The 17228-nt window shown below is 73.4% G+C and carries 20 protein-coding genes; 12 read left to right on the forward strand and 8 right to left on the reverse strand.

Translation table 11 applies throughout. The features are described from left to right. The first annotated feature begins 5 nt into the window (after positions 1–5). On the forward strand, positions 6–509 hold the full coding sequence (locus J4G33_RS09545) for a phage tail protein (RefSeq protein ID WP_208055732.1): 504 nt from the start codon (positions 6–8) through the stop codon (positions 507–509). Between the two features lie 9 nt (positions 510–518). Then, a complete protein-coding gene (locus J4G33_RS09550) occupies positions 519–1055 on the forward strand; it encodes a phage tail protein (RefSeq protein WP_208055733.1) in 537 nt (178 codons plus the stop codon). A 20-nt stretch (positions 1056–1075) separates the two neighbouring features. On the opposite strand, the gene J4G33_RS17930 is transcribed toward J4G33_RS09550, so the two are convergent. Next, complete coding sequence (locus J4G33_RS17930; RefSeq protein WP_208055734.1) at positions 1076–1642, reverse strand: DivIVA domain-containing protein; 567 nt, start codon at positions 1640–1642, stop codon at positions 1076–1078. A 134-nt stretch (positions 1643–1776) separates the two neighbouring features. Continuing rightward, complete coding sequence (locus J4G33_RS09560) at positions 1777–2454, reverse strand: DUF6226 family protein (protein WP_208055735.1); 678 nt, start codon at positions 2452–2454, stop codon at positions 1777–1779. 56 nt (positions 2455–2510) lie between these two features. Here J4G33_RS09560 and J4G33_RS17795 point away from each other — a divergent pair, with 56 nt between their 5' ends. From J4G33_RS17795 to J4G33_RS09580, 4 genes are all read left to right on the forward strand, one after another. Further along, a complete protein-coding gene (locus J4G33_RS17795) occupies positions 2511–3863 on the forward strand; it encodes a sensor histidine kinase (RefSeq protein WP_208055736.1) in 1353 nt (450 codons plus the stop codon). Then, on the forward strand, positions 3860–4525 hold the full coding sequence (locus J4G33_RS09570; RefSeq protein ID WP_208055737.1) for a response regulator: 666 nt from the start codon (positions 3860–3862) through the stop codon (positions 4523–4525). The genes J4G33_RS17795 and J4G33_RS09570 overlap by 4 nt, the downstream gene beginning before the upstream one ends. 179 nt (positions 4526–4704) lie before the next feature. Continuing rightward, positions 4705–5475, forward strand: coding sequence for an ABC transporter ATP-binding protein (locus tag J4G33_RS09575; RefSeq protein ID WP_208055738.1), 771 nt, complete (start codon positions 4705–4707; stop codon positions 5473–5475). A 5-nt stretch (positions 5476–5480) separates the two neighbouring features. Continuing rightward, on the forward strand, positions 5481–7421 hold the full coding sequence (locus J4G33_RS09580; protein ID WP_208055739.1) for an FtsX-like permease family protein: 1941 nt from the start codon (positions 5481–5483) through the stop codon (positions 7419–7421). A gap of 31 nt (positions 7422–7452) precedes the next feature. Here J4G33_RS09580 and J4G33_RS09585 read toward each other — a convergent pair whose 3' ends face one another. Beyond that, entirely contained in the window at positions 7453–8322 is an 870-nt protein-coding gene (locus tag J4G33_RS09585; protein WP_208055740.1) for a helix-turn-helix transcriptional regulator, read from the reverse strand. A 123-nt stretch (positions 8323–8445) separates the two neighbouring features. Here J4G33_RS09585 and J4G33_RS09590 point away from each other — a divergent pair, with 123 nt between their 5' ends. Next, a complete protein-coding gene (locus J4G33_RS09590; RefSeq protein WP_208055741.1) occupies positions 8446–9210 on the forward strand; it encodes an SDR family oxidoreductase in 765 nt (254 codons plus the stop codon). Positions 9211–9228: 18 nt separating this feature from the next. Here J4G33_RS09590 and J4G33_RS09595 read toward each other — a convergent pair whose 3' ends face one another. Next, positions 9229–9822, reverse strand: a complete 594-nt coding sequence (locus J4G33_RS09595) for a TetR/AcrR family transcriptional regulator (protein WP_208055742.1) — start codon at positions 9820–9822, stop codon at positions 9229–9231. 132 nt (positions 9823–9954) lie between these two features. Between J4G33_RS09595 and J4G33_RS09600 the strand changes: the two genes are divergently transcribed. Further along, entirely contained in the window at positions 9955–10386 is a 432-nt protein-coding gene (locus J4G33_RS09600; RefSeq protein ID WP_208055743.1) for a VOC family protein, read from the forward strand. Between the two features lie 40 nt (positions 10387–10426). Here the strand turns inward: J4G33_RS09600 and J4G33_RS09605 are convergent, their stop codons facing one another. Then, positions 10427–10852 (reverse strand): VOC family protein, encoded by a 426-nt coding sequence (locus tag J4G33_RS09605; RefSeq protein WP_208055744.1) that lies wholly within the window; start codon positions 10850–10852, stop codon positions 10427–10429. 106 nt (positions 10853–10958) lie between these two features. Between J4G33_RS09605 and J4G33_RS09610 the strand changes: the two genes are divergently transcribed. Then, the gene (locus tag J4G33_RS09610; RefSeq protein ID WP_208055745.1) at positions 10959–11957 is read left to right on the forward strand and encodes a helix-turn-helix transcriptional regulator; all 999 of its coding nucleotides are present in this window, start codon (positions 10959–10961) and stop codon (positions 11955–11957) included. Here J4G33_RS09610 and J4G33_RS09615 read toward each other — a convergent pair. Next, the gene (locus J4G33_RS09615; RefSeq protein WP_243758901.1) at positions 11954–13585 is read right to left on the reverse strand and encodes a cation:proton antiporter domain-containing protein; all 1632 of its coding nucleotides are present in this window, start codon (positions 13583–13585) and stop codon (positions 11954–11956) included. The two genes, J4G33_RS09610 and J4G33_RS09615, sit on opposite strands and share 4 nt — an antisense overlap. A 165-nt stretch (positions 13586–13750) precedes the next feature. On the opposite strand from J4G33_RS09615, the gene J4G33_RS09620 reads away from it, so the two are divergent. From J4G33_RS09620 to J4G33_RS09630, 3 genes are read left to right on the forward strand one after another with little or no spacing between them, the layout of a single operon-like run. Then, complete coding sequence (locus J4G33_RS09620; RefSeq protein WP_208055746.1) at positions 13751–14269, forward strand: EXLDI protein; 519 nt, start codon at positions 13751–13753, stop codon at positions 14267–14269. A gap of 48 nt (positions 14270–14317) precedes the next feature. Continuing rightward, the gene (locus J4G33_RS09625) at positions 14318–15103 is read left to right on the forward strand and encodes an ABC transporter ATP-binding protein (protein WP_208055747.1); all 786 of its coding nucleotides are present in this window, start codon (positions 14318–14320) and stop codon (positions 15101–15103) included. Then, the gene (locus J4G33_RS09630; protein ID WP_208055748.1) at positions 15103–15957 is read left to right on the forward strand and encodes an ABC transporter permease; all 855 of its coding nucleotides are present in this window, start codon (positions 15103–15105) and stop codon (positions 15955–15957) included. The genes J4G33_RS09625 and J4G33_RS09630 overlap by 1 nt, the downstream gene beginning before the upstream one ends. Here the strand turns inward: J4G33_RS09630 and arr are convergent. Both arr and J4G33_RS09640 read right to left on the reverse strand, forming a co-directional pair. Then, a complete protein-coding gene (arr, locus tag J4G33_RS09635) occupies positions 15947–16369 on the reverse strand; it encodes an NAD(+)--rifampin ADP-ribosyltransferase (protein WP_208055749.1) in 423 nt (140 codons plus the stop codon). The two genes, J4G33_RS09630 and arr, sit on opposite strands and share 11 nt — an antisense overlap. Then, a complete protein-coding gene (locus tag J4G33_RS09640) occupies positions 16366–17157 on the reverse strand; it encodes a methyltransferase domain-containing protein (RefSeq protein ID WP_208055750.1) in 792 nt (263 codons plus the stop codon). Before J4G33_RS09640 ends, arr begins: the two co-directional genes overlap by 4 nt. Positions 17158–17228 lie beyond the last annotated feature (71 nt).

The following is a 17228-nucleotide window of genomic DNA, read 5'->3' on the forward strand; positions in this document are numbered from 1 at the left end:
GTGACATGAGCGAGCCGTTCCTCGGCGAGGTCCGCATGACCAGTGTGAACTTCGCCCCGAAGGGCTGGGCGTTGTGCGACGGGCAGCTGCTGCTCATCAACCAGCACCAGGCGCTGTTCGCGCTCCTCGGGACCACCTACGGGGGCGACGGGAGGACCACCTTCGCCCTGCCGGACCTTCGAGGACGCATGCCGGTCGGTGGTGGCACCGGGCCCGAGGTCCAGCTCGGGCAGCGTGGCGGGGCTGAGCAGGTGACCTTGACCCAGAGCCACCTCCCCCCGCACTCGCACTCCGCCAGGGCAGCCTCCGGTCCGGCCACCACCGCCGACGCCGCCGGCGGTCGTTGGGCCGCCACAGACCAGCCGCACTACGGCCCCTCGCCCCAGGTGGCGATGGCCGACGGGCTCGTCGGCCAGGACGGCGGGAGCCAACCGCACCCCAACGTCCCCCCGTACCTGACGGTGATCTTCATGATCGCCATCCAGGGCATCTTCCCGAGTCAGAGCTGAGGAGCGACCGTGTCCGATCCCTTCGTGGGTGAGATCCGCATGTTCGCGGGGAACTTCGCACCCTCCGGCTGGGCCCACTGCGCGGGGCAGCTGCTCCCGATCTCCCAGAACACCGCGCTCTTCTCCTTGCTGGGCACCAACTACGGGGGCAACGGGACCAGCACCTTCGCCCTGCCAGACCTGCGCGGCGCGACCCCCGTGCACCTGGGCCAGGGGCCCGGCCTGTCCCCGTACGACATCGGCCAGTCGGGCGGGGCAGCCGCGGTGGCGCTGACCGTCGACGATCTCCCCGCGCACACCCACCCGGTCTCCACGGTCGCGGCCGGGACGCGGGGCACCACGGGCAACCCCTCGGGAGCCGCCTGGGCCCGCTCGCAGCAGGGGCGCACCACCGAGAAGCTCTACACCGACGACGCGGGCACCGTGGCGATGCACACCGGGAGTGTCGGATCTACTGGCGCCGGGGCTCCCCACGAGAACCGCTCGCCCTACCTCGGGGTCACGTTCATCATCGCCCTGCAGGGGTTCTTCCCGCCGCGATCCTGACAGCGAGGCGGAACGCTCCGTCAGCCCCGCAGCGTCGTCACGACCCGGGCCAGCAGGGCGTCGACGGCGTGGCGGTCGAAGCCCGGCGTCCACCACGTGGTGGGGAGCTGCGCACCGGCCACCTCGTCGGCGCCGGGTGAGGGACGCAGGCCGCGGGCGTGGAGGTCGAGGGAGCCCGCTGCGGCGTTGACGATCGCCGCGACCGCGTCGGGGTCGTAGCCGGCGCGCATCCGGCGGGGCTGCAGGGACGCGAGCTCGGAGCGGAGCCGGGCCGCGTCGATGGGCTCGGCGGGCTGCCCCGCCGGTCCGGCTGCGGCGCCCGCTCCTTCGCCCGCGCGGAGGCTGGCGACGACGCGGTCCAGGAAGTCGTCGACCTGGTCCTGGTCGTACCCCTCGGTGAACTTGGTGGCCTTGAACCTGGCGTTCAGGACGTCCTCGGCCGTCACCCCGGGCGCCTCACCGGTCGCAGCGGCATCGAGCCCTGCGGCCACCCGCGCCATCAAGGCGTCGACCTGCTCGGGCTCGTAGCCCTCGCGGAACTTGGTGGGCGTGAACCTCGCGGAACGCACCTCGGCAGCGCTGATCATGCTGACTCCCCCTTGTCGGTGCCGGCCGGTCACGGCCAGCACTCTCCCCCGTAGGGCATCACCGTAGGGGCGAGGACCGACGCCGGTGGACGGTCTGCGACTCTCGACGGCAGCAGGCGCTGAAGAGCACCCGTTCAGCCCAGCCAGGAGCTCCCGTGGAAGGCCTCGGTGTGCCGCGGGAGGTGCACCGTCTCCCCCGCGGCGAGGCGTCGGCAGAGGTCGAAGGCCACGTCGAACTCCGGTCCCCGTCCATCGCTGCTGGCGCTGCCCCCGCCCGGGTGCCACTGGGCGTGCCACGTCCTGCCCTGCAGGACGACGAAGGGCCCACCGACGACGTCGACGACGGCGGCGTCGACCGCTTCGAGGAGGTCCTGCGAGCCGCTGTCGCAGGCGTCGCAGCCGCAATCCGGCTGGAGCGCGACGACGACGCCGGGCCGGGTCACGCACACCTCCAAGACGGCGAGCGTCGCGTCGGCCTCGTCCTGCGCGACGTCCCGTTCGAGCAGCAGCAGGGCGAGGGCGTCGCGGCGCTGCGGGGTGAGGCGCAGACCACGGTCGAACTCGGGCCGACCGTCACGGCCCGTCGACGGCACGATCTCCTCGACGCTTGCGCCGAGCACCTCGGCGAGCACCGCGGCCCACACCCGCGCACGCTCGTGGACGATCCGGTAGCGCCCCGGGTCGGTGACGCGCGAGTACTCCTCCTCGCGCGGCGAACCGCCGTCGGGCCGGGGGTCTGGCCATGACGGGAGGTCGAGCCGCTCGTAGCGCGCGAGGACGAGCGCCTGCAGGTCCGCGACGGTGGTCTCCACCCGACGAACCTACGGCGCTGAGCGCCGACCGTGCCTGCGCTGCGAGGATGACGCCTGTGACCCCGCCTCCTCGTCCACGCGCCGCCGACGTCGTCGTGGCTGCCGGGACCTGGCTCGTCGCGGGGGTGCTGCTGCTGTCGATGCCTGCCATCGCCGCCATGGACCCCGAGGTGGCCATGGCGGCACCCACGCCAGGAACCCTCGCGTGGTGGCTGGGCCTGGGCATCATCACGGTGCAGGCCGTCGCGCTGCTCTGGCGCCGGCCCCACCCGCGGGTGGTGCTGGTCGCCGTCGCCGGGGCGGTGCCGGTGGGGGGCCTCGTCGGCCTCGACGACGCCCTCGGCACCACGACCGTCGCGCTGCTGGTGGCCGCCTACGCCGCCACTGTCTGGGGTCCCTTCCGGCGGACAGCTCCCGCCCTCGCCGCCGCCGCAGGTCTGATGGGGCTCGGCACGCTGCTCTCCCTGCCCGAGGGCGGGGTCCTCACGCTGCTGACCGTGGGCGCCGCCCTGGGCCAGGCCGTCGGCACCATCGGGCTCGCGGTCCTGGCCGGGGTCGTGGTCCGCGCGCGCCGGGAGACCTCGCAGGCGCGCGAGCGTCAGGTCCAGGCGCTGCGCCGCGAGCACGAGGCACGCGTCGAGACGGCCGTGGCCCGCGAGCGCGCCGCGATGGCCCGTGAGCTGCACGACGTCGCCGCCCACCACCTGTCGGGCATCGCGGTGATGACCGGGGCCATCGGGCGACAGATCGACGTCGACCCCGAGGCTGCGAAGGCCGCGGTGCAGCGGGTGCGCGGGGAGACCACCGCGATGCTCGACGAGCTGCGCAGCCTCGTCCGCCTGCTGCGAGACCCACCCGCGGCCGGGCAGGGCACGGAGATGGAAGAGGCCCGGGTCGAGACCCTCGCGACCATCCCCGCGCTGGTCGAGCGGGTCCGCGCCTCCGGGGTCGAGGTGAGCCTCGAGGTGCTCGGCACCGCGGACGGCCTGCCACCGCGGGACGTCGTCGGGCCCCTCGCCCAGCTGTCCGTCTACCGCACCGTGCAGGAGTGCCTGGCCAACGCCGCTCGGCACGCGCCGGGGGCGGCCTGCGTGGTGGTGCTGGACGCGCGGGACCCGGCCACCCTGGTGGTCAGCGTGCGCAACGGTCCGCCGACCTTCACCTCGGCGCCGCCTGCGCACCACGGGTTCGAGCCCGGCCGCGGGCGCGGGGACCAGGAACCCAGCGACGACCGCCCGGGCGGTGGCCTGGGCCTGATCGGCATGCGCGAGCGCGCCGAGCTCACCGACGCCCACCTGACCCACGGCCCCCAGCCCGACGGCGGCTGGCTGGTCACCCTCACGCTGCCCGCCCACGGCACGGTCGGACCTCCACCCGCCAGTGCCTCGACCGAAGGGACCCCCGGATGATCCGCGTCGTGGTGGCCGACGACCAGCCCCTGGTGCGGGCCGGGCTGAGCGCGATGCTCGGCGTCGAGCCGGACATCGAGGTGGTGGCCGAGGCGCCCGACGGCGTCCAGGCGGTCGAGGCGGCCCGACGGCTGCGCCCGGACATGGTCTGCATGGACGTGCGGATGCCCGGCCTGGACGGTATCGCCGCGACCCGGGAGCTGTGCGGCCCAGGGGTCGAGCACCCGATCCCCGTCCTGATCCTCACCACCTTCGACGTGGACGACTACCTCTTCGGGGCCCTCGAGGCAGGGGCCTCGGGGTTCCTGCTCAAGGACGCCGAGCCGACGACGGTGGTCGAGGCGGTGCGGTCGGTCGCGGCGGGGAACGGGACCCTCGCGGACACCCTGACCAAGCGCGTGGTGCGGGAGCTGCTCGAGCGGCGTCGCACCCAGCCCGTGACGGCGGCCCGCGCGACCGAGCTGCTCACGGCCCGCGAGCTGGACATCCTGCTGCTCCTGGCGCAGGGCATGTCCAACGAGGAGATCGCGCGCAGCCTCGTCCTGGAGGTGTCGACCGTGAAGTCGCACCTGGCGCGGATGATGCCCAAGCTCGGGGTCCGGTCCCGCCTGCAGGCCGTCGTCTGGGCCTATCAGAACCGCGTCGTCGACATCCCCACCTGACCCGTCTCGTGTCAGAACCTGGGGTGCCCAGGGCACCCTGAGGTTCTGACACGAGACGGGGCGGGGACGGTTGCATCGAAGGATGGAACCTGGTGGAGCCCTCCTTCCGGGGCTCGATGGGATCCCCTCCCGGTTCCTAGCGTCGAGAGCGACATCGCACCTCGACCCCAGGAGCCACCGTGCCCACCACGAGCACCACCACCAGCCACCCGACGCAGGACCACCGGACCACCCCCGCCGTGCGCCTGGTCGACGTCCGCAAGACCTACCCCGGCCGTGAGCCGGTGCACGCGCTGCGCGGGATCTCCCTCGACCTGCGCGCCGGCTCGGTCACGGCCGTGGTCGGCCAGTCCGGCTCGGGCAAGTCGACCCTGCTCAACTGCGCCGCCGGCCTCGACTCCCCCAGCCACGGGCAGGTGCTGGTCGCGGGGCACGACCTGACCACGCTGCGGCCCGACGACCTGACGCGCTTCCGCCGCGAGCACGTCGGCTTCGTGTTCCAGTCCTACAACCTCATCGGGCACCTGAGCGCGGTCGAGAACGTCCGTCTGCCGCTGGTGCTCGCCGGGCGCGTGCCGGACCCCGCCTGGCAGGCCGACCTGCTGGCCTTCCTCGGTGTCGCCGAGCTGGCTGACCGCCTCCCGGGGGAGCTCTCGGGCGGGCAGGCACAGCGCGTCGCGATCGCGCGGGCCCTGATCACCCGCCCCGCGGTGGTCTTCGCCGACGAGCCCACGGGGGCCCTCGACTCCCGCACCGGGGCCGCGGTGCTGCAGGTGCTCCGCGAGACGGCACGAGCCCTCGCCCAGACGATCGTCGTGGTCACGCACGACAGCACGGTCGCCGCCGCGGCCGAGCGGGTGATCGTCCTCGCCGACGGCCAGGTCGTCGACGAGCTCGAGGCACCCACGGCCGAGCAGGTCACCGCCGCGCTGCTGAACCGGGCCCGGTGATCGGGATGTGGAGCCTGGCCACCTCAGCCGCCCGCGCCCACCGTGGCGCCTTCGCCGGCACCGCGATCGTCCTGGCCCTGGCCGCCGCCCTGGTCGCCGTCACAGGCGTGATGTTCGAGTCGGGGCTGCGCGCCCCGGCCACCTCGCCGCGCGACGCCCTGGGCGGGGACATGCTCGTCGCCGTCGCCTCGTCCTTCTCGGGCTTCGCCCTGGTCGTGGTCATGATCGTGGTCGCGGCGACCGTGAGCCTCGCGCTGCGGGGCCGTCGCCGCGAGCTCGCCCTCCTGCGGGCCGTGGGCGCCACCCCGCACCAGGTCCGGCTGCTCGTGACCCTCGAGCTGGTCGTGGTCACCCTGGTCGCGGCCCCGGTGGGTGCCGTCCTCGGGTTGCTCGGAGCGCGGCTGCTGGACCCGTTGCTCATCGACTCCGGGGTCGTCGCCCCTGACTTCGTCTCGACCCTCTCCCCCTGGCCCGTGCTCGGCGCGCTGCTGCTCGTGCTCCTCACGGCCGTGCCCACAGGCCTGATCGCGGCGCGGGAGGCAGCCCGCACCGAGCCGACCTCGGCCCTGCGGGAGAGCGCCGTCGAGCAGAGCGAGGTCGGACCCGCACGGCGGTGGGGCGCCCTGGCCATGGCTGCCGCCGGGCTGGCGACGGCGTTCTCGCCGATGGTCGTGCCCGGTACGGTCGGCAGCGCGGTCGCAGCGGTCTCGGCGTTCCTGCTCGTCGGTGCGGCCGCCATGGCCGGACCGGTCCTGGTCGGCTGGATCTTCGACCGGCTGGCCCACCTGGGCGGCCCGCTCGGCCGTCCCGCCCCGATGCTCGCGGTCCGCAACGTGCGCGGCTTCTCACGGCGGCTGACGACGGTCGTGGTACCGCTGGCGCTGATCGTGACCGTCGCGACCGTGCAGACGAGCGTCGATCGCGCCGTCACGACGGCGGCGGGTGAGCAGCTCGAGGCTGCCCTCGCCGTCGACCTCGTCGGGACGGCAGACCACCCCCTCGACGCCGATGATCTCGACCGGCTCGCCGCCGTGCCCGGCATCGCGACCGTCGAGCCACTGACGGATGTGCCCGCGCAGGTGATGATCGACACCGACGAGGACCTCGCCTGGGCCGAGGGACTGATCTGGGAGAGCACGATGCTGCGCCTGGTCCCCGCAGTCGGTGCCACCGGCCAGGACGCCGGCACACGATCGGCACCCTTCGACCCCGGCGTGGTCGAGGGCACCCTGGCCGACCTCGCCGCCCCAGGCACGGTCGCGATCAGCACCGACGCCGCCTTCGAGGTCGGTGCGCGCCTCGGCGGCTCGCTCGCGCTCCGGTTCGGCGAGGAGGTCGTCGAGGCCCGCGTGGTCGCGCTGTACTCGCGTGGCCTCGGAGTCGGGGACTACCTCATCGGCACCGGGACCGCCGCCGCCCAGGGCCTGGACGGCCGTCCCGGCACGGTGCTGGTCGGCATCGAGCCCGGCGCCGACCCGCACGAGGTCTCTGCGGCGCTGGAGGGGATGGGTGTCACGTCGACCGACGTGCCCGGCTACGTCGACGAGGCGATCGGGGCGGGGGCCGCAGACCGACGTCTCTCGGCCGCGTTGCTGCTCGTGCTGATGGTCGTCGTGGCCCTCGGGGCCGCGACCACCCTCGCGCTGACGACCGCCTCACGGCGTGAGGAGCTCGGGCTGCTGCACCGCACGGGCACCACCCGTCGTCAGCTCATGGCCATGACCACCATCGAGGCCCTCGTCACGGGGCTGACGGCGTGGGGGCTCGGCACCCTGGCGGTGATCCCCGCGGTGGTCGGGGTCAGCGCGGGCCTGCTCGGCGCGAGGGTGCCCGTCGTGGACGTGCCCATCTACGCGATGGCGAGTGCCGGCGTCGTCGTCCTCGCGGTCCTCGCCGTGGGGCTCGCCTCCCGGCAGGCGACCCGCTTCACGCCGGCCGCCGTCTGACCGTCCCTCGGGGACGCGCTGCGGCGCGGGCCTACCTCGGGGCCCGCGTCGCGGCGACCTCGGGGCTCAGGTCCTGGGTGCCGATGACCCGGAGGAGCGCGAGCTTCTCGGCGGCGTCGGTGCGAGGCGGGGCGGTGAGCACGAGCAGGCACTGGGACTGGTCCTCGGTGAACAGCGCCTGGCAGTCGAGCTCGATGGGCCCGGCCTGGGGGTGGAGCAGCACCTTGTGGTCCTCGAACCGGCGCCGCACCTCGTGACGCTGCCAGATCTCGGCGAACTCGGGGCTCTCACGCTCCAGGGCACGGACGATCTCCCCCGCCCGCGAGCGCGGCCCGAGCACCCCGTAGGCCACCCGCAGGGAGGACACCTGGGCCCGGGACTGGCGGTCACGGTCCTCGGGCGGGTAGATCCGCCTCGCTGCGTCGGGGTCGGTGAACCACCGGTACACCTCGCTGCGCGCCAGACCGCGGTACCCGGACCGGTCGCCCAGCAGGGCGACGGCCATGGTGTTCATCACCAGCGTCTCTCCCAGCCAGGTCAGCACGAGGGCCGGGGTGTCCTCGAGCCGGTCCAGGACGCGCTGCAGGGCGGGGGCGACGAACCGGCCCCCTGCCTCGGGGCCGGGCGGGTTGCGGCCCGCGAGCCGGTAGAGATGGTCGCGTCCGTCGCCGTCGAGTCGCAGGGCGCGGGCGAGGGAGGCCAGCATCTGCTCGCTGGGCTGAGGGCCGCGCCGTTGCTCGAGGCGGGTGTAGTAGTCGGCGGACATGGCCGCGAGCTGGGCGACCTCCTCGCGCCGCAGCCCAGGGGCCCGACGGCGGGGCCCGGCCACCAGCCCGACGTCCTGCGGGCGCAGGGCCGCACGGCGTCGGCGGAGGAAGTCGGCGAGGGCAGGTCGGTCCACGTGGCCATCGTGCCTGGCGAGCGGGAGCAGGACCAGGTCCCGGGCGCTCCGGAGCCAGGGACCGCTGATCCCCCGATCACCGCTCCGCTCCCCTCCGCAGGCTGCCCGCACCACGGTGGTGCCATGGACATCAACGACAGCACCGTCTTCATCCCCGGCGCGACCAGCGGGATCGGTCTCGCCCTGGCCCTGGCCCTGCACGACGCCGGCAGCACCGTGGTGGTCGGCGGGCGCCGCACCGAGCTCCTCGAGCAGATCGCCGCCGAGCACCCCGGCCTCGGCACCGTGCACGTGGACACCACCGACCCCGCGAGCATCCAGGTCGCGGCCGAGGAGGTCATCGCCCGGTGGCCCGGTCTCGACACCCTCGTGACGATGGCCGGCGTGATGCAGGCCGAGGACTGGCACCACCCCGACGGCTTCCTCGCGAGCGCCGAACGCACCATCACGACCAACGTGCTGGGCCCGGTGCGCCTGATCGCGGCCTTCCTCGAGCATCTCCGGTCCCGGCCTGCCGCGACGATCATGACCGTCTCCTCAGGGCTGGCCTTCGTCCCGCTCCGGGTCACCCCGAGCTACAACGCCAGCAAGGCAGCGATCCACATGCTCAGCGAGAGCCTGCGCCTGCAGCTCGCGGACACCGCGGTGCGGGTGGTCGAGCTGGTGCCGCCGAGCGTCCAGACGGACCTCATGCCCGGCCAGGCCACCAACGAGAACGCCATGCCCCTCGCGGAGTTCATCGCCGAGGTGATGACCATCCTGCGCGAGCAGCCCGAGGCCCCCGAGGTGCTCGTCGAGCACGTGAAGCTCCTGCGCTTCGGCGAGGCCCGGGGTGACTACCCGCAGGTGGTCGCGGCGGTCAACGCGAGCGACCCGCACGGCAGGTAGGCCGGCCCGGCGGGCGGGTCAGGGAGCAGACCCTGACCCGCCAGCGCCGAACCGCAGCCCGTCGACCACGAGGTCGAGCAGCCGGCGGACCTGGGCGTCCCACTGGTCGCCGTCGGGCACCAGCCAGACGGCCGACATCGCGAGCACGACGTCCTCGGCACCGACGTCCGAGCGCACGGAGCCCTCCGCCCGGCATGCCTCGAGCAGCACGTCCAGGGCACCGACGATGCGCTCACGGGTCTCGGCGAACAGCGGGGAGTCCGAGCCGACGGCGGCGCGGAGCGTCGCGGCGAGGCCACGCTTGGCCGCGGCGTACCGCACGAAGTGCCCCGCCCAGTCACGCAGGGCCTCGATCGCCGGGCGGTCACCGTCGAGCAGGAGGGGCGCCGCGTCGCAGAGCTCCTCGACCTCGTGCCGGTAGACGGCCTCCACGAGGACGTCCCGGTTCGGGAAGTGGCGGTAGAGGGTGCCGATCCCGACCTGGGCGCGCTCGGCGATCGTCTCGAGGGGCGTGTCGACGTCCTCGAGCAGCGCGGCGGTCGCCACCGCGAGCAGGCGGTCACGGTTGCGCTGGGCATCAGCACGCAGCGGCTTGATCGTGGCGGTCGGCACAGCTCTCCTCTTGCTAATCGGAGGAACCTCCGCTTAGTCTGTCGGTACGAAGCGGAGGCGCCTCCGTTCAGGCTACGCGGCTCGAGGGCCGAGGTCTACCCGAGGCACCGCCCCCTCCCCGAAGGAGTCCCCATGACCACCACCGCCACCGCCCTCTCGCAGCACCGCGCCACCCGGCCCGCCGACCGCGCGTCCCGGACCACGACCTTCGCCGGCCTCGCGTACGACGCCTTCGACGCCCTGGCCGCCGCCCAGTTCTGGGCCGCCGCCCTGCGCGTGGACCTCTCCCCCGGCGCCAGCCCGGCCCGCGCCGAGCTCGTCACCGGGAGCACCGCGGGGATCCCTCCTCTGGTGTTCCGCCAGGTCACCGACGGCCGCACGCTGACCACGCCGCTGCACCTGCAGCTCACCACGAACGACCTCGACGCCGAGTCCCGCCGGCTGCAGCAGCTCGGCGCCCGCCGGGTCGGCAGCGTGAACGACCACGGCCGGCGCTCGATGACCCTCATCGACCCCGAGGGCAACGCCTTCGACCTCGTCGACGGCGGAGGGCTCGGGCGGTAGCCGGCGCCCTACCTGCGCCGACCACCGCCGCCCGCCGTCCTCAGGCGCCGTCGTACGCCGCCGCGACGTCGAGCACCCAGACCACGCCGAACCGGTCGCGCAGCATCCCGTAGAGCGGGGCCCAGCCGGCCGGGGCCAGCGGGACGATCACGGTGGAGCCGACGGCGAGGCGTTCCCAGCGCTCGGTGATCTCCTCGGCCGAGGCGCCGCGCACCGAGACGAAGTAGGCGTTCTGCCCAGGCTCCCAGGGCATCGAGGACGGCACGTCGTAGGCCATGACGTGGAACCCGTCGGCCGAGACGACCTGGCCCCACATGACCTGGTCCGCCTCGGCGGGGTCCTGGACGGCGTGGGCATCGGCATAGGTGACGGCGGTGAGCTCGCCCCCGAAGACCGACTGGTAGAGCTCGAGGGCGGCACGGGCCTCGCCGCGCAGGTTGATGTGGGTGACGGTGCTGATGGACATGGTGTCTCCTCCGAGAACGGGTGCGCCGCGCGGTCTGGCGATGCACCTGCACACTCACAGACCAACTGGACAGGATGTGTCCGGATAGCACGGCACACTGGACGACGTGCCCACCACCTCCTCCCGGCTCCTGACGCTCCTGTCCCTGCTGCAGGCGCGACGGGACTGGCCGGCGACCGTGCTGGCCGACCGCCTCGAGGTCAGCGACCGCACGGTGCGTCGCGACGTCGACCGCCTGCGCGAGATGGGGTACCCGGTCACCAGCACCCGAGGGCGCGAGGGCGGGTACCGGCTCGAGGCCGGTGCCACCCTGCCGCCCCTGCTCTTCGACGACGAGCAGGCCGTGGCCCTCGCCGTCGCGCTCCGGACCGCGGCAGGGACGGGCGCGGACGTGGAGGAGGCCGCGACCCGCGCGCTGGCCACGGTCCGCCAGCTCCTGCCCGCCAGGCTGCGGCACCGTGTCGACGCCCTCGACGTCCGGGCGGTGCCCGGTGCGGCCGTCGCCGACCCGGTGGACCCGGACGTCCTGACGGCGGTGAGCGCCGCGATCCGCGCGCACGAGGTGCTCCGCTTCGACTACCGCAGCCCCGGCGGCCAGCGGGCCGAGTCCCGCGGGCCCCGTCGCGCCGAGCCCCACCACCTGGTCACCCGCGCCGGCCACTGGTACCTCGTGGCCTGGGACCTGGACGTGGACGACTGGCGCACCTTCCGCCTCGACCGGCTCGATCCACGCACCCCGGGTGGCGCGCGCTTCTCGCGGCGCGAGGTGCCCGGGGGCGACGTCGTGGACTTCGTCACCGGGAGGTGGCGCGGGGCGACCGCCCCGTCGACCGGGCCGGGAGCGTGGCCCTGCGAGGGCGAGGTGATCCTGCACGCCCCCCTCCGCGACGTGGTGCCCTACGCGTACGACGGCGTGGTCGAGGACCTGGGCGACGGACGCTGCCGGGTGGTGCTGGGCGCCTGGTCCTGGGTGGGGCTCGCGGCGACCCTGGGAAGGTTCGACGTCGAGATCGAGGTGATCGGCCCTGCGGAGCTCACGAGGGCGTTCGGTGAGCTGGCCGGGCGTCTCGCACGCGCAGCCGCCAGCGCCGGCGGCGTGGGCTAGGCCCCAGGAGACTCAGCCTCGGGGCCGTGCGACGGACCCCGGTCGGCCGTGCCCAGCAGCAGCTCCGCCGCGTGATCGGCGAGGGCGGTGCCCGCTGAGCCGTAGAGGTGGAAGACGGCGTCAGCCCCGTGCCGCCTCAGCTCGGCGACGTCGTCGTCGTACCGGGCCACGGCGGCGACCGTCCCTGTGAAGCCTGCCGCCTGGAGGCGGTTGAGGGCGATGAGGTTCGCGTTGTGGAACGGCATGGCGAGCACCGCCACCTTGATCTGCCCGGCGCGCTCGACCCGGTCCCAGAACTCGACGTCGGTGGCGTCCGCGCGGAGGACCTCGAACCGATCAGCCCCGAGCTCGGCCACCCGCACCGCGTCGTGCTCGACGCCGAGGACGGACAGGCCGTACCTGTCTCGCAGCTGGGAGTAGGTGGCCGCGCCGATCCGACCGAGCCTGATGACCAAGGCGTCGGCCCTGCCGACGTCGACGAGCCTGTCGTCGGGGTGGAGCTGCTGGGTGCTGTGGTGCGGGAGCAGCGGGACCATCCTGGTGGCGAGCTCGACGCCGCGGCGGTTGAGCAGGGCCGAGACCGCGAAGCTGATCGCCACGGCGAGAGAGATCACGACCACCCACCGTGCGTCGAGGAGGCCGGCCGAGGCCCCGACCACCGCGACGATGATCCCGAACTCGGAGAAGTTCGCCAGGACGAGCCCCGCGAGGAAGGCCGTGCGGCGCCGCAGCCTCATCACCCAGAGGAGCACCGCGTAGAAGGCGACCTGGAAGGGCAGCACGGCCAGCAGCGCCACAGCAAGGCGGGCCTCCTCGAGCCCGGGGCGCCCGTGCAGACCGATCTCGAGGAAGAACGCGACGAGCATGAGGTCCTTGAACGTCATCAGGGACCGGTAGAGCTCGGAGGAGCTGGGGTGCTTGGCGAGGAGCGCACCCATGACGAGGGCACGGAGCTCGCCGTTCACGCCGAAGGCCTCGAAGACGCCCCACCCGAGGGCGACAGCGACCGTCACCCCGAACAGGGCCTGCAGCTCGCCGTGCCCGATCCGGTCCCAGATGCGGTGCAGCGGCCAGGCGGCGGGGATCACGAGGACCAGGAGCAGCGCCCACGGGCTCGGCACGTGACCGCCCGCGGCAGCCATGAACGCGACGGCGGCGACGTCTTGGAGCACGAGCAGCCCGACGGCGATGCGCCCGTACAGAGAGGTCGCGTCGGAGCGGTCCTCGAGCACCTTGACGACGAACACCGTCGAGGAGAACGAGAGGGCGAACCCGACGAGCGCCAGGGCACCGAAGGACTCCCCGGCGACCAGGGGGACACCGATCACGACGAGCAGTCCGAGGAATCCGAGCCCGACGGCGGTCGAGAGCGCCATGTGGACGCTCGCGGTGAGCCAGATCTCGCGGCGCAGCAAGGTCCGCGCGTCGAACTTGAGCCCGATCGTGAAGAGCAGGAGCACCACGCCGATCTCGGCGATCTGCTCGAGGCCGGCGGGGGCGGGAGAGTCCAGGGCACCCAGCGCGAACCCCGCTGCGAGATACCCCACGAGGGGAGGGAGCCGGATCGCCGAGGCGAGCAGACCCCCGACGACTGCGGCCGCGAGGTACAACGCGAGCTCCATGCGCATGCCGCCACGGTGTGGCCGTCGTCGGTCAGGGCTTCGCCCCTGCCCAGGGCACGACCGTAGGTCAAGGATCGCGATGGCCGCATCGTCGACGGCCGGGCCCGAGATGCGGCTAGACACTATACGTAGACGTATGCATATACTCGGTGCCATGCCTACGATGGCCTCATGCCGAACAAGACGATCTACGTCTCCGACGCCGACCTGCCCGTCTTCCAGCGCGCGCAGGAGCTCACCGGCGGCAACCTCTCCGCGGCCATCACCAAGGCGTTGCACCGGCTCGTCGAGGTCGAGGAGGGGCGCCTCGCGGGCTTCGACGAGATCACCGTCGGCGTGGGCCCCGGTGCCAAGAAGCTGCAGCGCTTCCAGGGGGTGCAGCTGGCGGAGTGGTCCCGGTCCACCAGCTACGGCAACGAGGAGCACCGGGTCTACCGCACCCGCACCGGCCGCTACGCCCTGCACGTCACCCACCCCCCGGAGTGGGTCCACACGGCCGGCAAGGACGGAGACCTGACCGGCTGGCGCAAGCACCTCAGCAGCGAGCAGCAGTGGGGCACGACGAGCACGTCGGCGACCCTCAGCGTCTTCGAGAGCTTCGACGAGCTGCGCGCGGCCGTCCCCGCCGAGCTGGCCGCCCTGGTGGAGCCCTACACCACCGAACCCGAGGTCGAGGACCTCGACATCTGACGCTCCCCGCATCGCCGGGAGCCCCCGGCACTGCCCAGAGGAGTCAGCATGCCCACCACCCCTGCCCCCGCGATCGAGGTCGCCGGGCTCCACAAGCGGTACGGCGACCAGACCGTGCTCGACGCGCTGGACCTCACCGTCCCCGTCGGCACCGTCACCGCCCTGCTCGGCCCCAACGGCGCCGGCAAGACGACCACCGTCTCGATCCTGTCCACCCTGATCCCGGCCGACGGCGGCACCGCCCGCGTGCTGGGCCACGACGTCGCCCGTGAGCCCCAGGCCGTGCGGCGGCTGATCGGCGTGACCGGTCAGCTCTCGGCCGTCGACCCGCTGCTCACCACGGTCGAGAACCTGCGTCTCATGGCCGACCTGCTCCACCTCCCTCGCCTCGAGGGCCGACGTCGCGTCACCGATCTTCTCGAGCGCTTCGGCCTGACCGACGCAGCACGCAAGCAGGGGCAGCAGCTCTCGGGGGGGATGCAGCGCAAGCTCGACCTGGCCATGACCCTCGTCGGCGGACCGCAGGTGGTCTTCCTCGACGAGCCCACCACCGGTCTGGACCCGCGGGCCCGACGCGACCTCTGGGACCAGGTCCGCACCCTCGTCGCGGGTGGCACCTCGGTGCTGCTGACCACCCAGTACATGGAGGAGGCCGACCAGCTCGCCGACCACGTCGCGGTGCTGCACGAGGGCCGTCTGGTCGCCCACGACACCCCGACCGGCCTCAAGGCCACCCATGACGCCGGCTCCCTCGACGACGTCTTCCTCGCCCTGACCGACCCTGACCGGGCCGGCTCCGCCCGCGCCGGGCACGACTCGACGGAGGTGGCGTGATGACCGCCGCAGCTGCTCCTGCTCCCCCGCTCACCCGGACCGCGCCGTCGGGGTTCGGCGGGGCCACGCACGACCTGGTCACGATGACGCGACGCAGCCTGCTGCGGATCCTGCGCAACCCGTCCATGACGGTGCTCCTGGTCGGCACCCCGGTGGTCCTGCTCCTGCTGTTCGTCTACGTGTTCGGCGGAGCCTTCGGGGCTGGCGTCGCACCCGGCATCACCCCCGGGGCTGCCGGCCGCGAGGTCTACCTGGACTACATCACCCCCGCGGTGCTGATCCTGACCGCCGCGAGCATCGCCCAGGCCACCGCGATCGGCGTCGCGATGGACATGACCGGCGGGATCGTCACCCGGCTGCGGACCATGCCGGTCGCCTCCGTGGCCGTGCACGGCGGGCACGTGGTCGGCGCCGTGGTGCAGACCCTCCTGGCCACGGCCGTGGTGCTCGGGGTGGCCGTGCTGCTCGGGTACCGGCCCGGCGCGAACCTCCTTGGGTGGCTCGGGCTCGCAGGCGTCTTCAGCCTCGTGGCCCTGACCCTCACGTGGCTGTCCGTGGCGATGGGCGCAGCCGCGCCGAGCGTCGAGACCGCCTCCAACACCCCGATGATCCTCATGCTGCTGCCGTTCTTCGGCAGCGGGTTCGTCCCGGTGGAGACCATGCCCACCGCAGTCCGCGTGTTCGCCGAGCACCAGCCCTTCACCCCGATCATCGAGGTGGTGCGCGGGCTCCTCGCGGGAACGACGGTGCCGACCACGACGGCGTGGACGGCCCTCGCCTGGTGCGTCGGGCTCACGGTGCTGGGGTGGCTGTGGGCCCGGGCCTCCTACCGCAAGCCACGGGTCACTCGTTGATCGCCTCGACGCCCTCCTGCCGAAGCTTCTCCAGGTGGTCCAGCATCCCCTGGAGGACCTCGGGCGGGTGCCCCTCCCAGTCGAGGACCTCCTCGAGCACCCGCAGCGGCTCGCGGGTGCGGTAGGAGCGGGTGGGGTTGCCCACGAACCTCGTGTTCGTCAGGTTGGGGTCGTCCTCGAGGGCGCCGGTGGGTTCGACGAGGTAGATCCGACCGGGCCCCTCGCCGACCGCGAGCTCGGCTCCCCAGATGGCCGCGTCCATCGTGGCCGTGAGGTACACGAAGGTCGCGGAGCGACGTGCCCCGAAGTTCGAGCTGCGTCCCGGCTCGATCAGGTCACCGGTGCTCAGCGCCGCTTTGGTGCCGTGGAAGAAGGGCCCCGGGTCGTCGACCGAGGAGGCCGCCGTGCTCATCGCGCACCACCGGCGAGGCGCACCTTCTCGGCGGTGACGACGAACATCGCCAGGGTCGCGACGAACGGCCCCTGCCGCAGGGCGGCGACCCACTCGCGCGCCTCGGTGGCCAGGTGCCCGGAGGCGATGGCGCGCTCGACGTTGCGCTCGATCCCCAGGATCGTGTCCGCCAGGGCGAGGTCTCGGAACACCCCGGGCACGACGTCGACGCCCGTCACCTGCAGCCCGACGGCGTGCGCGTGGCCGGCGAGCTGACGCCCGATGTGACCGTTCCGGACGACGACGTCGCGCACGTGGTCGCGGAAGCGCCGACTCGCCTCGACCTCCTCGGCGGCGATGGCCAGGGTGTCCCAGTCCGGCTCGGCGAAGACCGCCCGGCCACCGGGACGGAGCACCCGGCGGACCTCGTCGACCGCGCGGCGCGGGTCGACCACGTGCTGGAGCACGCGGTCGGTGCGCACCCTGTCGACCGTGGCGTCGGCCAGCGGCAGGTCGTGGGCGTCGCCCTGCCGCACCTCGACCACCGACCCCTCCGCCACGGCGCCGGCGCGCTCCAGCATGGTCGGGTCCCGGTCGACGCCGAGGACCGATCCGGTAGGCCCGACGGCGTCGGCCAGGGCCCGCAGGTCTGTCCCCGGGCCGCAGCCGACGTCCACGACGTCGAGCCCGGGCCGCAGATCGAGGGCGTTCCTCGCGAAGGCCTTGTACTCACGACCGGGTGCGCTGCCCGCGACCACGCCCATGTACGACGCAGCGTCGAGCACCAAGGGCTCGGGTCCTGCCACCATGTGCCCCAGTAGACCAGATCGATCAAGACCCGTAGAACAGCAACTAGTTGTTGACTATCGATATGTCGTCG

Source organism: Actinotalea soli, from assembly GCF_017565425.1.
Lineage (GTDB): Bacteria > Actinomycetota > Actinomycetes > Actinomycetales > Cellulomonadaceae > Actinotalea > Actinotalea soli.